This window comes from Sporosarcina luteola (genome assembly GCF_007991495.1).
GTDB classification, from domain to species: Bacteria; Bacillota; Bacilli; order Bacillales_A; family Planococcaceae; genus Sporosarcina; species Sporosarcina luteola.
Window position 1 is genome coordinate 1 of record NZ_BJYL01000024.1, and the last position, 15,740, is coordinate 15,740.

Genomic DNA, 15,740 nt, shown 5'->3' on the forward strand with positions numbered 1-15,740 from the left:
GGGTAGAAATGAAAAGCACATCTGATTTCAAGAAAATGAAACGTCAAAACGAAAAAATCGTCATGGTAACCGCCTATGACCATCCATCCGCACAATTAGCGGAACAAGCAGGAGTCGACGTCATCCTAGTAGGCGACTCACTAGGAATGGTCGTACTGGGCTATGACACGACGGCAGCTGTAACAGTCGATGATATGATCCATCACGGCAAAGCGGTAAGAAGGGGAGCGAAAGAAACATTTGTCGTCGTCGACATGCCTTTCGGTTCGTATCACGGATCGGCAGACAGGACGTTGGATGCCGCTGTACGTATCTTTCAGGAAACCGGTGCAAACGCACTAAAACTGGAAGGTTCAGGGAAAGTGATCGATACAACCCGGCTTCTGACGGGGATGGGCATTCCAGTAGTTTCTCACCTTGGGCTTCTTCCGCAGTCAGCTGCAGTAGGAGGCGGCTACAAAGTGCAAGGAAAGACCGCAGAAGCGGCGGAACAACTCATCCATGACGCAGTTGCTTCTGAAGCCGCGGGGGCTTGCATGATTGTTTTAGAATGCATTCCCTACCAGTTAGGAGAACAAGTCTCAAAGGCGCTCTCCATTCCTACGATCGGCATAGGGGCTGGTGCTGAGACGGATGGGCAAGTGCTTGTTTTCCATGACACAGTCAAATACGGAAATCATCACATCCCAAAATTCGTTGAAACGTTTGCAGACGTGGGGACAGACATCCGAGAAGGACTGTCGAATTACGTACAATCAGTTAAGACGGGCGCTTTTCCCGCTGAAAAACACCGTTTCACGATGAAGGAAGATGAATTGGTGGCATTATACGGAGGAATGAAGGATGAAGATCGATAAGTTACATGCTGTTCGCGTCATCGAAACAATTGAAGAACTGCAACAGCTGCTAAGCCGGAATGAACGAAAGGGTGCAACTGTCGGCTTTGTCCCAACAATGGGCTTTTTGCATGAAGGGCATCTTTCCCTAGTGAAGCATGCGAAAGAGCAAAATGACATTGTAGTGATGAGCATCTTTGTAAATCCGGCTCAATTTGGTCCTGGTGAAGATTTCGAATCTTACCCGCGTGACCGGGAAAGGGATCTGAAACTAGCTGCAGAAGGCGGAGTCGATATCGTATTCATGCCTGCTGTGCAAGAGATGTATCCTGCTGAAGGCGGCATCCGAATTCTGCCCGGACCTCAAGCGGATGTGCTTTGCGGAGCATCTCGGCCTGGACATTTTGATGGCGTTTTGAAGGTCGTTCTGAAGCTGTTCAATATCGTTGACCCCGATCGTTCTTATTTCGGGATGAAGGACGCACAACAACTTGCAATTATTGAAACGTTTGTCCGGGACTTCAACTTGAAAACAGTCATTATCCGCGTCCCGATTGTGCGTGAGAAAGACGGCTTGGCGAAAAGCTCGCGAAATGTCAATCTGACTGAGGTTGAACGCAAAGAAGCCCCTATTATTCATCAGGCATTGCAAAAAGGGGAAAAGTTGCATACTGAAGGTCGAGCACCTAATCAAATTGAACATGAAGTGATGAATTTCATTACTGCAAACAGTTCAGGGAAAATCGATTATGTAAAAATGCTTTCCTATCCCGAGTTACAGGAAGTCACAAATGATCGTACTGAAGTGATTCTTGCTGTCGCGGTACAATTTTCTAAAGCAAGATTGATAGATAATATTATTATGTCAACAAAGGATGGTTCTTATGTTTCGAATGATGATGAACAGTAAATTGCACAGAGCTACTGTCACAGAAGCAAATTTGAATTACGTAGGGAGTATTACAATCGACAGTGACCTGTTGAAAGCCGCCGGCATGTTGCCGAATGAAAAAGTCCATATTGTCAATAACAACAATGGAGCCCGGTTTGAAACGTACATTATTGCAGGAGAGCCCGGCAGCGGTGTCATTTGCGTGAATGGCGCCGCAGCTAGACTCGTCCAACAAGGTGATATTGTCATTATCATCTCATATGTATATGTATCGGACGAGGAAGCGAAAACACATGAACCTACCGTCCTACTGATGGATGAAAAGAACGGGATAAAAGAAGTCATTAAAGAATTACCGGGAGTAAGTGTATAAAAAAATCCAGCTGATGACGGGAGACTTTTCTTATCATCAGCTTTTTTATGTGGAATTGTACGGGAAGGCATCTATTTGCGCAATCAGGCCCCGGAATATGATACAATCTCCTTTAGTATCCGATACAGGAAGTTGATGATTGAATGGATAATCTTACATATGCAGTTGTCGATTTGGAAACGACTGGACACTCTCCATCGAAGGGTGACAGGATCATTCAAATTGCAATTGTTTTCATTGAAAATGGTGTCATCTCGGGGAGATACGCCCGTTTTGTCAACCCAGGACGTGAAATCCCTGCTTTCATCCAGCAATTGACATCGATTACGGATGATGAGGTAGTTTCCGCTCCTACTTTTGAAGAAATCGCGCAAGAAGTTTCCGACATGATTCAAGGGACTGTTTTTGTCGCCCATAATACGGATTTCGATTTATCATTCCTGCAAAGTGAATTTAAACGTTGCAACGTAGCGACTTGGTCCGGCAAGAAAATTGATACAGTAGAATTATCAAAGATTCTTTATCCTTCCTCCGCGAGCTATCGGTTGCAGGATCTCGCCGAGGATTTGGATATTCCATTGCCGACTGCCCATAGGGCTGACGATGATGCGGAAGCAACTGCACATTTACTATTGGCTGCGTTGTCCAAATTGAAAACATTGCCGGAAGAGACGCTGAACCTTTTACACAGAAGATCATTTTCTTTACGGACGAATATTTCTTCGCTTTTTTATGAAGCCTTAAAATATGTTCGACAAGACTCTTCTCGCGTAAAAATGCCCTTATTTAGAGGGATTCCTTATCGGGAAACGAAAAAGTCAATTGTTTCCGGAACAGCATATTGTACTTTTCCGGAAAATGAAAATGAAAAAATCCGTTTATTAAGACAAGGTTATCCTGCATTTGAATATCGGAAAACCCAACTGTCCTTCATGGATACGGTGTGGGAGACGCTTCAAACTCATTCTGAACTTATTGCAGAAGTGCCTACTGGTGTTGGAAAGACAGTAAGTTATTTATTGCCAGCAGTCATCCATTCCTATCAAACGGGTAAACCGGTCGTCATTAGTACGTATACAAATCATCTCGTTGATAAGATTTTGGAAGATGAAGTTGAACGCATTCAGAAAGTGTTGGATATCGACTGTACTGCCACTGTTATGAAAGGAAGGGAGCAGTATATATCGCTCGGTAAGTTTGAAGAATTGCTGCAAATTACCGATGAATCTTATGATGAAACGTTTACAACCATGCAAATTCTCGTATGGCTCACCGAGACGCTCACTGGAGATGTCAATGAATTGAACGTTTCAGGCGGCGGTCAACTATTCGTAGATCGCATCCGTAAACGGACAAATAGATTGGCGACAGATGAAAGAACGGCTGATTATCATCTAAAGATGATTGATGCATGCAATCATTCCAATCTCATCATCACGAACCACTCCATGTTATTGTCAGACTTAAATCGCGAGCAAAAGATTTTTCATTCTTTTTCCGGTTTAATCATTGACGAAGCCCATCAATTCATCCATACAGCATCTCACACCAATGAAACAGTACTGTCCTATATGAACTGGAAGTACGTACTCGGTCAACTTGGCTCAGATGCTGAAGGTCAAATGCTTCATCACATGATGAAACTTCATCATCGTTTCAGCAATTATGGGCGCCAAGCATTTGCAGAGCTTACAACCTCTTATGAGCAATTCATCCATGCGTTTGACGAAGTGGCGGGACTATTGTCGAATCATCGTCCGCAAAGTCGCGGTGGTCAGCAAGGGAATCGCGTAATTTTCGATTTGAAGGAATTAGTTGGGAAGGAAGCGCTTTTTGCCCGCGTTGCAGACAAAATGTCCGCATATATTCAGAATGTGGAAAGGATTCTCTTGCAATTGGAAGTGCACACCCCAAAAATGTCCGAGAAAGAGCAAGCTTTTGTAGCTGAATGGACGTATTGGTTGCGCGAATTGCAAATCAAAGCTGGTGAATGGGTCGACATATTTTTGGACAACGGGGAAGAGAATTTCACTGTTTGGATTGAAAAGGACAGACGAAGTCTTCCCGGCAGCCTGAATATCGTTAAAAGCCCAATTGAAGCTTCAGTTTTGATAAAACATTTCATCACTTTGTTGAAAGATGAAAAAATCGGAGTTGTTTGGACGTCTGGCACGATGACCATTAAACAGAATGAACGTTTTGTTGCAAATCAGTTAGGAATTTCCGAGAACGTTCCGATAAAGACGTTTGAAGCGCCAAAGCATTTTTATGATAAGGCGGAAATTTTTATTGTCGAGGATATGCCATCCATTCAACACGTCTCACAAAGCGACTACATCGAAGCGGTTGCAGATGCCATCGTACAAACGGTCATTGCAACCGGGGGAAGATTATTCGTCCTATTCACCTCTCAAGATATGCTTCGGAAGACGTATGAGTTGATTTTGGAGAGCGAATTATTAAGTGAATATGCGTTAATTGCGCAAGGAGTCAGTTCAGGCAGCCGAATGAAATTATTGAAGTCATTCCGCCAGTTCGGGAAATCTGTCCTTTTTGGCACAAATAGTTTTTGGGAGGGTGTCGACGTTCCGGGTGAAGCATTGTCCGCCGTTATTATCGTCCGATTGCCATTCTCCTCGCCGGATGAAGTTGTATTCAAGGCGAGAGCGGCTAAATTGACAGCGACTGGTTACAATCCATTTACGGACTTGGCATTGCCTGAAGCGATATTGCGTTTTCGACAAGGTTTTGGAAGACTCATCCGTTCTTCGGAAGACCGGGGCTTTTTCATCATTTTGGATAGGCGTATTGAAACAAAATCGTATGGAAAACGTTTTTTAGATAGTCTACCTCCTGTTTCCGTCAATAAAGTCTCGCTAGAACATATGGTGAATGAGCTCGAAGATTGTTATAATGAATAGGAATCCAACAGAAATTAGGATGGGAAGGTATTCGAATTTGATCGTTTCGTATATAGGAAGTGATGCTTTATGATGAATTGGGTCAAATTTATCGTGGCGTTCCTTCTTGCATTATCGCTTACCATCATTATCGTCGTTTTGTATAACGCGAATAAGCCTTTTTCCACTATCCAAAACAATGCGGAAACTATCGCGCTGGAATCCGGTAAATTGTCATCCGTAAAGAGGACAGAGATTTACAACGGTGCCATTTCGATGGTAACTGTATTTGGGTCGGATGAAGAGGGCAATGAAAAAGCGATTTTCATAGACGAGAAAACGGAAGAAATTCTTGATGAAGTGGTATTGAAAGACGGAATCGACGCACAAGCCGCGATAGAAACGGTCAAAGCCGAATTGCAAGTGGATAAAATCCTGCACGTAGTTCTGGGCTTCGAAGAGGGCCATCCTGTATGGGAAGTCGCATTTAAAGGCGATAATGGCAAATTGAACTATGTGTATGTATTTTTTAAGAATGGCGAATGGTGGAAACGGATTTTAAATTTATAGGATTGTTTCAAGTGTTCATTCAACAAGATACAAGAGGGAGCGATTCAATTGACAAAGACATTAGCGGCAAGGGTGAGCACATTATCACCATCAACAACTCTTGCCATTACGGCAAAAGCAAAAGAAATGAAGGAATCCGGAATTGACGTAATCGGCTTAGGTGCTGGCGAACCTGACTACAATACTCCGGAAAACATTTTGGAAGCCGCTTATGACTCCATGAAAGAAGGAAAGACGAAATATACACCTTCAGGAGGCCTTCCAGCATTAAAAGATGCGGTCATCGCCAAACTGAAAGTGGATCAGCAACTTGAATATACTCGCCAAGAGATCATGATCGGCATTGGTGCTAAGCATGTTCTTTATACGTTATTCCAAGTTATTTTAGATCCTGCCGATGAAGTGATCATACCGACTCCATACTGGGTAAGCTATCCAGAACAGGTGAAACTGGCGGGAGGCGTTCCCGTATTTGTTGAAAGTACTTCGGATTCCGAGTTCAAGGTGACCGCCGATCAAATTCGTTCAGCAATCTCTTCCAAAACAAAAGCGGTTATCATCAACTCGCCCGGCAACCCGACAGGAATGATTTATTCGAAAGAAGAACTTCAACAAATAGCTGAAGTCTGTAAAGAGAAGGACATTTGGATCATTTCAGATGAAATCTATGAAAAACTGATTTACGGCGAGGAAAAGCATGTTTCCATTGCACAGTTATCGGATGATGCCAAAAAACGGACATTTATCATTAACGGAGTGTCAAAATCACACTCCATGACGGGATGGAGAATCGGCTATATTGCAGGTGACAAAGAAGTTGTAAGTGCGATGACGAATTTGGCCAGCCATTCGACATCCAATCCAACAACGACATCTCAATACGCGGCGATCGAAGCTTACAATGGCCCACAAGACGCAGTGGAAAACATGCGTCAGGATTTCGAATCAAGACTAGAGCGAATCTACCCGCAGCTAGCTTCCATTCCAGGCTTCCGTGTAATCAAACCTCAAGGCGCTTTTTATTTGCTGCCAGAAGTTACAGAAGCCGCCAAAAGGACTGGATTTTCAAATGTGGATGAATTTGCATCTGCTTTATTGACAGAAGCGAAAGTGGCAGTCATTCCGGGATCGGGCTTCGGCTCACCGGACACAATCCGCCTCTCCTACGCAACATCAATCGACCTGCTAGAAGAAGCAGTAAAAAGAATCCGTTCATATGTAGAGCAAAACTGGAAATAATAAAACATGTCATACTTTCGGAGGTAGTTATGAAAACAATTATGATTCACGAAATGCCAGATCACGTAGGGGAAACAGTCCGTATTGGGGCATGGATAGCAAATAAAAGATCAAGCGGTAAAATTGCATTCCTTCAACTGCGCGACGGGTCAGGATTCGTTCAAGGCGTAGTCGTCAAAGAAGTCGTCGGAGAAGAAATTTTTGCCAAAGCAAAATCCATCCACCAAGAAACATCGCTATATGTAACAGCAGAAGTGACAGAAGACGAACGTTCTTCATTCGGAGTAGAACTGCAAGTGAAGGATATTGAAATTATCCATGAAGCTGTAGATTATCCGATCACACCTAAAGAGCACGGTACTGAATTCCTCATGGACCATCGCCATCTTTGGTTACGTTCACGTAAACAACACGCAATCATGAAAATTCGTGATGAAATCATCCGTTCTACATATGAGTTTTTCCATATAAACGGATTTGTGAAAATCGATCCTCCTATATTGACAGGATCATCGCCTGAAGGCACTTCAGAACTGTTCCATACGAAGTATTTCGACGAAGATGCATACTTGTCACAATCGGGACAGCTTTATTTAGAAGCAGCGGCGATGGCACTCGGAAAAGTGTTTTCATTCGGGCCGACATTCCGTGCCGAAAAATCCAAAACACGTCGCCATTTGATCGAATTCTGGATGATCGAGCCTGAAATGGCATTCGTCCAACATGCAGAAAGTTTGGAAGTCCAAGAACAATACGTGGCACATATCGTACAATCCGTATTGCAAAATTGCCCGTTGGAATTGGAACGACTTGGCCGCGACCTATCAAAACTGGAAAAAATCCAAGCCCCATTCCCTCGCATCACATATGATGACGCCATCAAATTCCTTCACGAAAAAGGCTTTGATGACATCGTTTGGGGTGATGATTTCGGAGCGCCGCATGAAACTGCGATAGCCGAAAACTATGACATGCCTGTTTTCATTACTCACTATCCGACTGGCATCAAGCCATTCTATATGCAACCGCATCCTGATAGGGACGATGTCGTATTGTGTGCAGACTTGATTGCTCCGGAAGGCTATGGAGAAATCATCGGCGGTTCTGAGAGAATTTATGATTACGAAATGATGAAGCAACGGATTCAGGAGCATAATTTGGATGAATCCGCGTATGAATGGTATCTGGATATTTGTAAATTTGGCGCAGTGCCGCATTCTGGATTCGGCTTAGGTTTGGAACGGACAGTCGCTTGGATTTCCGGTGTGGAACATGTCAGAGAGACAATCCCATTCCCACGCCTATTGAACAGACTTTACCCTTGATTTTGGATATATAGATAACAGCGAGGTGTTCGACATGCAAGACGATGAACGGCTTCGAATTTGGATTGAGCAGGGAAATGTAACCATTTCCCAGCTTTTTTTTCAGCACTATAAATCATTGGATATCAAAGACATCGATGCGATGCTTTTATTGCATATGTTTGCTTATCTTGAGAGCGGTTCACAGTTTCCAACTCCGTCTGATTTAGCATCACGCATGCATTTGAATGAAAACCAAGTCTCCGAAATTTTGCAACGGCTTATGCAACGCGGATTACTGGAGATTAGCCAGAACCATGATAAAAATGGTGTGCTCTACGAACAATTTTCCATGCAACCTTTATGGAGCAGACTGTTGGATGTAGTGCTGACAAAAAAGAAGGCGGGCGAAGAGCAGTTATCCAAGGAAGATGAAGGTGAAATCTTCACGTTGTTCGAAATGGAGTTCGGCCGGCTCCTTTCTCCAATGGAATGTGAGACGATCACGATGTGGTTGGACGATGACGGTCATTCTGTACAAATCATTCGAGCCGCATTAAAAGAAGCGGTTCTTGCTCAAAAAATGAGTTTGCGGTACATCGATCGAATTTTATTTGAATGGAAGAAAAAGAAAGTGAAGACGTTGACTGACGTTGAAAAGCAATCTAGAACATTCCGGACTGCTATGATACGGCCAGTACAAAAACAAGAAACAACCGTAAAGAAAGTGCCTTTTTATAACTGGTTGGAAGAACGGGAATAGGTGAGTGGATGTTAACGAAAAAACAATGGGAATTCTGTCTTGATGAAATCGGAAAGATGTTTCCCGATGCGCATTGCGAATTAGTGCATAGTAATCCTTTTGAGCTTCTAGTTGCTACGTTGCTGTCTGCTCAATGTACGGATGTACTTGTTAATCGGGTGACAGCAGATCTTTTCCAAAAGTATAAAAAACCAGAAGATTATCTAGCCGTTGATATTGAAGAATTGCAAACGGATATACGATCAATCGGTCTCTATCGTAATAAAGCGAAAAATATTCAAGCCTTAAGTGCTCTCTTGATTGAGGAGTTCGGCGGCGAAGTCCCTGCTGACCGGGATTTGCTTACGACATTCCCTGGAGTGGGTAGGAAAACAGCAAACGTTGTGGTTTCAAATGCGTTTGGAATTCCTGCGATGGCAGTCGATACACATGTGGAAAGAGTAGCAAAGCGTCTTGGCATGAATAGGTGGAAAGATTCACCATTAATGGTTGAAGAGAAAATTATGAGATGGACGCTAAGGGAAAGATGGACAGACACGCATCATCAAATTATCTTCTTCGGAAGATACCATTGCAAAGCGCAAAATCCAGCATGTGGCGAATGTCCACTTCTGCCTTTATGTAGGGAAGGGAAGAAGCGGATGAAACATGTTGGCTAAATCATCAAAACTAGAAAAAGCCGGTAGAGGATTTTATAAACTCTACCGGCTTTTTAATGCTGTTATTTAATTATCCTCGCTATCGGTCCAACCGTCGCTTCCTCCATCACTGTCCGTGCCTGGGGAACCATCATCGTTGCCAGGATCAGTGGAACCATCGTTAGAACCGTCATTGCTTCCGTCATTCCCATTGTTGTTGCCATTGCCGTTGTTGCCATTGCCGTTGTGTCCATTATTTCCATTGTTATTGTTTCCATTATTATTACCATTGTTGTTTCCGTTATTAGGCTGGCCATTATTATGATCGTCGTCTTCCTCGTCGTCTCCGTTCCAGAATCCATCATCAATGTTAGAATCATCTTCGTCCTGACCTTCGATGAGAAGGGAGGTTGAAGCTGGACTGCTTTCGATATCTGCAGCTACTGCAGAGACATAGAACACATACGTACGACCCATCTCGACTCCGGAAAACGACACGGTATGATCTGATGTCATCGTCATGTTTTGCGCCTCGCCGCCGTCAACAGCGACAGAAACATTGAACTGTATAGGTTCGACAAGTACATCGATTGCTGGATTGTCATAAGACCAGTTAAGCACGACGGAATTTGTTTCAGCATCATATTGCGCTGACAAATCACCTGGTGCTTCCAATTCGGTCAATACTTCTTCATCCATTTCGGTTGGAACCGTTCCTCTCACAAACAATTCGGTGCTCTTCAATGCATCGGGTGTCGAATTGCTAGCAAGTATAGGGGGGTTCGACCCTTTTACAATGGTAGCCTCTTCAACGGAGCTTGGCTTTTTAAATCTTGGTGTATTCTTTCCAGATACAAGGTCTGTCATGACAGACTTGAAAAGAATTTGGGGAACATAACGACCACGATCGTATGTTTTGATCGGTGTTGTATAATCTTTATATCCTCCCCAAACCGCAATCGTATATTCAGTCGTATAGCCAGTGAACCAGCTGTCAGGTACATCCGAATCTTTTAGTCCGTGTTTACTTTTTGTTTCGGATGAATAATTCGTCGTACCGGTTTTACCAGCCATATCTAATCCGGAGACAGATGCAGTTTTACCAGTCCCTAAAGTAATAACGTCACGCAAAATATCAGTTACCATATACGCGGTTGAGTCTTTCATTACTGTCACTGTGTCAGGTGCGAGATTTCTTTCTGTTTTTCCATCCCGCATGATCACTTTATTTACGGCATGAGGCTTTGTGTAAAGTCCGCCGTTACCGAAAGCAGAGTATGCACCCGCCATCTCGATTGTTGAAAACTCATATTTTCCTCCTCCGATTGAGTTAGAAGAATCCAATTTATCGTAGGAGAGACCTAATTTATTCGCGAATTGACCCGCACGCTTCGTTCCGACCTCTTCAAATACTTTGACAGCAGGGATGTTCCTGGATTTGTATAGAGCTTCTCTTGCTGTAATCGGACCGAGATATTTTCCATCGACATTGCGGATTGATACGTCAGTACCTTTGTATTTATAAGGCTCGTCATTGACGATATGGGCTGTGGACCAGCTTTCATTGTCGATGATCGGACCGTATGACAGGATTGGTTTAATAACTGAACCGGGCTGTCTGCGGTTGTCACCGGAAGCAAAGTTCAAATTTCGTCCAGTGAAGTTACGGCCACCACCAATTGCTACAATTTCACCTGTTTTTGTATCCAATACGGTCATCCCAGCTTGCATTTCATCTGACTCGTAAATATTGGAATTGATCGCTTTTTCAACTGCCTCCTGTGCTTTCGGATCCAGGTTGGTTTGGATTGTAACACCTTCCGAAAGGACATCCATCATTCCCGCAGCTTCTAATTCATCTAAAACGATATCCACATAGGCTAGATATTTTGAAATTGTATTCTCGTCGCGTTGATCTTCTGGTAGTAGTGTTTTCGTTACAGGAATTGCTTTCGCTTCTTCCATTTGTTCTTTCGTGATTTTCTCATGTTTGTACATAAGATTTAGAACCGTATTGCGGCGTTTTTCCGCTCGTTCTGGATTTTTGAATGGGTTATAGCCATTCGGTGATTGCGGCAAGCCAGCTAGCATTGCCATTTCATGCAGTTCAAGTTCATCCAAATCTTTGCCGTAAAAATAATTTGCTGCTGTTCCAAAACCATGTACCCTTCCGGACATCAGCACTTTATTGAAATACATTTCGAAGATCTCTTCTTTGTCGTATTCTCTTTCCAATTTAAAGGCAAGCCATGCTTCTTGGGCTTTCCGCTTTAACGTCTTATCATGAGATAGAAATGAGTTCTTGATAACTTGTTGTGTTAACGTCGAGGCGCCTTGCGAACCGAAACCGCTTCGGAAGTTTGCCACTACCGCTCCGCCAAGCCTCCAAAAGTCCATCCCGTGATGTTTGTAGAAACGCACATCCTCTGTTGCGAGAATTGCACTTTCCATCTCTTTCGGAATATCATCATATGGGACGAATTCCCGTTTTTCTGCCCCGAATTTCATGAAGATATCTCCGTTACGGTCGGCGAAGTTAGAAGTAAGCGGATCTTTCAAGAGACTTTCATCAAGATCAGGTGCGCTGCTCGCATAAAAAGCGAATAGGCCCGCTCCGCCGACTAGTATTGCAACACCGAGGGCGACAATGCCAAGAAGGATTTTCTTGAATAGATTGCCTTTCTTAGTTGGCTTTTTATTTTTCCCGCGTTTGCGTTCCGCTTCCATCTGTTGGCGGCGCGCTGAACGGGAGTTTGTTTGTTCACTCATAGATTTTCCTGCCTTTCAATTGTTTCTGTTTCAGGTTTTTTTAATAATGAGTCCAATGCTGCCAAATAGTCAAGCCTTGGATTAAAACCTGGACTGATTTCTATGGATAGCTCTTCCACCTCAGAAAGTGTTATAGATTTTCTTCCTCCTGCTAACATTCTTTCCCACTTTTTTTCGAAGTACTCGAAGGAAAGCATAAAATACCGGTCCAGTGACGTGAATTTTAATAATAAAAATGCGATGCCGTCCTGTTCGGTCACTTTCTTCATATGATCGACTTGATGTTCGTGAATGTTTTGCAGAGGGAATGACGTCCGATTCTTTGTTTCTTTCGCTTCAAAATCTATATATTTCCCATTCCACACACCATTATAGTCCGTTGTTGAAGGTGATCTGAAATAAGCTTCAGTAATGACAGCAGCACTTCTTGCTGGGTATTTTACATGTACGATTTGGATAGGAACCGGTTTTTTATGGATGACTGCCAGATCGTTTGCTAAATAATAATCATTCGTTTCATTTAATTCATCTTCAAGCGTTTTCCCTCGGTTGCTGAACGACAGATTAGTTTTTTGCCGGTTTCCGGTCTGTTGTGCAGGCACATATTTTTTCCCATTCGGATATCGTATTGTCACTCCTACCACCTCGCGTAACTATCATACCATAATGATTGGACGGATTAGCCCTCTAAAAGTTCCGGTTATGCTCGAAAATCCAACTTTCCAAGGAATGCATGTTCGTTAACTATTGGTGTCCTGCTGAAGTTTTTGATAGACTATAGAAAAGACTTCAGAGGGGATAGATCAGTTTGTTAAACTTGATAGAAAAAACGGAACGGCTCCTTTCTGTATGTGAGGAGTGCTTGAATAGACTCCCAGCCATGCGCGAATTAGATCGAGAGCCCGATTTTTTTACAGAAGTGAAGCCCTATGCAGATACAAACCATAAATTGCTAGACGAATGGACCGAGGAAGTAAAATCATGGATTCGTCATGAAAAACCGAAGTATGTCCATTTCCATCAGATCGATTCATTGAACGATTCCATGAAACAATTCATCGTCCAATCCTTTTATGCAAAGACGGGGAAGAAACGGTTCATTCTATCCATCAATTCAGCTACATATACCTTTAAAACGGTTTTAGAGGCTTTAGGGAAGGAAAGTGACGAATGATAGTGAAACAGGGAAGCGTTAGGGAAGTAGTAGACCTGTTACTTTCTGATCCCGAGTTGTCGCCTAATATTAGTCATTATCAAAAGATCCCTGGAAAGCCCGCTAAATATGTACCGTTTCCGGAACAGCTTCATCCGTCGATTGTAAAAGCGCTAGCCGAGAAAGGGATCGACCGCTTGTACAGCCATCAAAGGGAATCATTTGATTTGGCGAGTGCTGGCCATTCAATCACCGCAGTGACACCGACTGCATCCGGTAAATCGCTTTGTTACCATTTGCCTGTGTTGCAAAGTATTTTGGAAGATGATTCATCCCGCGCTCTTTATTTGTTTCCGACAAAAGCACTTGCCCAAGACCAATTAGCGGATCTGCACGGGTTGATTGAAGCGAGCGGAGAAACGATCCTCAGTTATACGTATGACGGGGATACAGCTCCCGGCTTACGAACGAAAGTCCGTAAATCGGGGCATATCGTTTTAACGAATCCCGATATGCTGCATTCCGGAATTTTACCGCATCACACGAAATGGGTATCTTTATTCGAAAACTTGAAGTATATCATCATTGACGAGTTGCATACGTATAAAGGGGTGTTTGGCAGCCACGTCGCTCATGTCTTAAGAAGGTTGAAGCGGATTTGCAATTATTATGGCTGCAACCCTACATTCATTTGCACGTCCGCGACAATTGCGAATCCGAAAGAACTGGCTGAAATATTGACAAATTCCGAGATGGAACTCGTCTCGGACAATGGTGCTCCTGCCGGTGTAAAGCATTTCATCTTCTATAATCCACCGGTCGTTCATAAAACATTTGGCATTCGTCGAAGCGCAATACTTGAAGTGAGGGATATCGCTTCCTTCCTTTATAGGGAAGCCATTCAAACGATCATTTTTGCAAAAAGCCGAGTGCGAGTGGAAATGCTTGTAACGTATATGAAGGAATTGACAAAGAAAAAACTATTTGACCAAACAATTATGGGCTATCGAGGTGGCTATTTGCCATCTGAACGACGGAAAATCGAAAAAAGCTTGCGGGACGGCGAGATTAAAACGGTTGTCAGTACGAATGCCTTAGAGCTTGGCATCGACATCGGCCAACTGCAAGCGTGCATCATGACAGGGTACCCAGGGAATATCGCGAGTGCATTCCAACAGGCGGGAAGGGCAGGAAGACGGCAGGATGATGCACTGATCATCTATGTCGCTCAATCGATTGCGCTTGATCAATACATTATTCAACATCCTGATTACCTATTGAGTCAAACACCGGAAGAAGCGCGTATCCACCCTGACAACATGCTGATCCTGATGGACCATTTAAAATGCGCTTCATTCGAATTGCCTTTTACGATGACCGAACTATATGGGGAATTCGAAGTACAAGAACTTCTTGCTTTTTTAGAAAGTGAAGGGGTCCTTGTTCGGACAACCGATAAATGGCACTGGATGACCGATCGTTTTCCGGCAAGCGAAATCAGCCTACGTTCCGCTTCTCAGGAAAATGTCGTCATCATCGACCAAACGATTCCGAAAGGGACAGTCGTCATCGGGGAAATGGACCGCTATAGTGCAATGACACTTCTTCATGAAGAGGCGATCTATATCCATCAAGGGAAACAGTACCAAGTAGAGACGCTCGATTGGGAAGAAAAGAAAGCATACGTCACAGAAGTCGACGTCGATTATTACACAGATGCCAACTTGGCGGTGGAACTGAAAGTGATCAGCGAGGATGAAAGGAATAGTTTGGGAGACGCTCTGATTGCTTTCGGCGATATTGCCGTCCTTGCGATTCCGACGATATTCAAAAAGATAAAGCTCCATAATAAACAAGACAATATTGGTTCGGGTCCAATCAACTTACCAGCTGAAGAATTGCATACGAATGCGACTTGGCTCGCGTTTGATTTACCCGATGGATGGAAGGAGGCTGACCTGACGGATGCCATGACAGGTGCAGCATATGCAATCAGGTCATTAATTCCTTTGATGATCAGATGTGATAGGAGTGACATCCACGTTATCCCTCAAGTGAAAGCCGTTCATACAGGCAAACCGACGATCTTCATCCATGATAGTTATCCTGGAGGTATCGGTTTGAGTGAAAAGCTGTATGGGAGATGGAGGGATCTGCTGAATCTATCGGCTAAACATGTAGAAGATTGTGTCTGTGAATTTGGCTGCCCGGTTTGTATTGGTGCCCAAGAAGCTGGCGTGAAAACTGCCAAAAAGCACGTAAGCGCATTATTACATGAATTAGCGAAATAAAAAAGAGGGATT

At 43.5% G+C, this 15,740-nt stretch carries 13 protein-coding genes; 11 read left to right on the forward strand and 2 right to left on the reverse strand.

Features of this window, described 5'->3' with window-relative positions:
• Positions 1 to 8 precede the first annotated feature (8 nt).
• The 9 genes from panB (at position 9) to nth (ending at position 9,536) form a co-directional block, all read left to right on the forward strand.
• Positions 9 to 857 carry a 3-methyl-2-oxobutanoate hydroxymethyltransferase gene (panB, locus tag SLU01_RS09400; protein WP_147057808.1) on the forward strand — a complete coding sequence of 283 codons (849 nt, stop codon included), beginning with the start codon at positions 9 to 11 and terminating at the stop codon, positions 855 to 857.
• Entirely contained in the window at positions 844 to 1,746 is a 903-nt protein-coding gene (gene panC, locus SLU01_RS09405) for a pantoate--beta-alanine ligase (protein ID WP_147057618.1), read from the forward strand. The genes panB and panC overlap by 14 nt, the downstream gene beginning before the upstream one ends.
• The gene (gene panD, locus SLU01_RS09410) at positions 1,721 to 2,101 is read left to right on the forward strand and encodes an aspartate 1-decarboxylase (protein ID WP_147057619.1); all 381 of its coding nucleotides are present in this window, start codon (positions 1,721 to 1,723) and stop codon (positions 2,099 to 2,101) included. Before panC ends, panD begins: the two co-directional genes overlap by 26 nt.
• A gap of 143 nt (positions 2,102 to 2,244) precedes the next feature.
• Positions 2,245 to 5,022 carry an ATP-dependent DNA helicase DinG gene (dinG, locus tag SLU01_RS09415; RefSeq protein ID WP_147057621.1) on the forward strand — a complete coding sequence of 926 codons (2,778 nt, stop codon included), beginning with the start codon at positions 2,245 to 2,247 and terminating at the stop codon, positions 5,020 to 5,022.
• A 69-nt stretch (positions 5,023 to 5,091) separates the two neighbouring features.
• On the forward strand, positions 5,092 to 5,571 hold the full coding sequence (locus SLU01_RS09420) for a cell wall elongation regulator TseB-like domain-containing protein (protein WP_170232650.1): 480 nt from the start codon (positions 5,092 to 5,094) through the stop codon (positions 5,569 to 5,571).
• Positions 5,572 to 5,619: 48 nt separating this feature from the next.
• A complete protein-coding gene (locus SLU01_RS09425) occupies positions 5,620 to 6,810 on the forward strand; it encodes a pyridoxal phosphate-dependent aminotransferase (RefSeq protein ID WP_246110943.1) in 1,191 nt (396 codons plus the stop codon).
• A gap of 29 nt (positions 6,811 to 6,839) precedes the next feature.
• On the forward strand, positions 6,840 to 8,135 hold the full coding sequence (gene asnS / locus SLU01_RS09430) for an asparagine--tRNA ligase (RefSeq protein WP_147057625.1): 1,296 nt from the start codon (positions 6,840 to 6,842) through the stop codon (positions 8,133 to 8,135).
• 34 nt (positions 8,136 to 8,169) lie between these two features.
• Positions 8,170 to 8,877: a DnaD domain-containing protein gene (locus tag SLU01_RS09435; protein ID WP_147057627.1), complete on the forward strand. Its 708-nt coding sequence runs from the start codon at positions 8,170 to 8,172 to the stop codon at positions 8,875 to 8,877.
• 8 nt (positions 8,878 to 8,885) lie between these two features.
• Entirely contained in the window at positions 8,886 to 9,536 is a 651-nt protein-coding gene (gene nth, locus SLU01_RS09440; RefSeq protein WP_147057629.1) for an endonuclease III, read from the forward strand.
• Positions 9,537 to 9,602: 66 nt separating this feature from the next.
• On the opposite strand, the gene SLU01_RS09445 is transcribed toward nth, so the two are convergent.
• Both SLU01_RS09445 and recU read right to left on the reverse strand, forming a co-directional pair.
• The gene (locus SLU01_RS09445) at positions 9,603 to 12,284 is read right to left on the reverse strand and encodes a penicillin-binding protein 1A (protein ID WP_147057631.1); all 2,682 of its coding nucleotides are present in this window, start codon (positions 12,282 to 12,284) and stop codon (positions 9,603 to 9,605) included.
• Positions 12,281 to 12,919: a Holliday junction resolvase RecU gene (gene recU / locus SLU01_RS09450; RefSeq protein WP_147057633.1), complete on the reverse strand. Its 639-nt coding sequence runs from the start codon at positions 12,917 to 12,919 to the stop codon at positions 12,281 to 12,283. The genes SLU01_RS09445 and recU overlap by 4 nt, the downstream gene beginning before the upstream one ends.
• A gap of 173 nt (positions 12,920 to 13,092) precedes the next feature.
• Here recU and SLU01_RS09455 point away from each other — a divergent pair, with 173 nt between their 5' ends.
• Both SLU01_RS09455 and SLU01_RS09460 read left to right on the forward strand, forming a co-directional pair.
• Positions 13,093 to 13,458: a YppE family protein gene (locus SLU01_RS09455; RefSeq protein WP_147057635.1), complete on the forward strand. Its 366-nt coding sequence runs from the start codon at positions 13,093 to 13,095 to the stop codon at positions 13,456 to 13,458.
• Positions 13,455 to 15,728 carry a DEAD/DEAH box helicase gene (locus SLU01_RS09460; RefSeq protein WP_147057637.1) on the forward strand — a complete coding sequence of 758 codons (2,274 nt, stop codon included), beginning with the start codon at positions 13,455 to 13,457 and terminating at the stop codon, positions 15,726 to 15,728. Before SLU01_RS09455 ends, SLU01_RS09460 begins: the two co-directional genes overlap by 4 nt.
• The last annotated feature ends 12 nt before the right edge of the window (positions 15,729 to 15,740 follow it).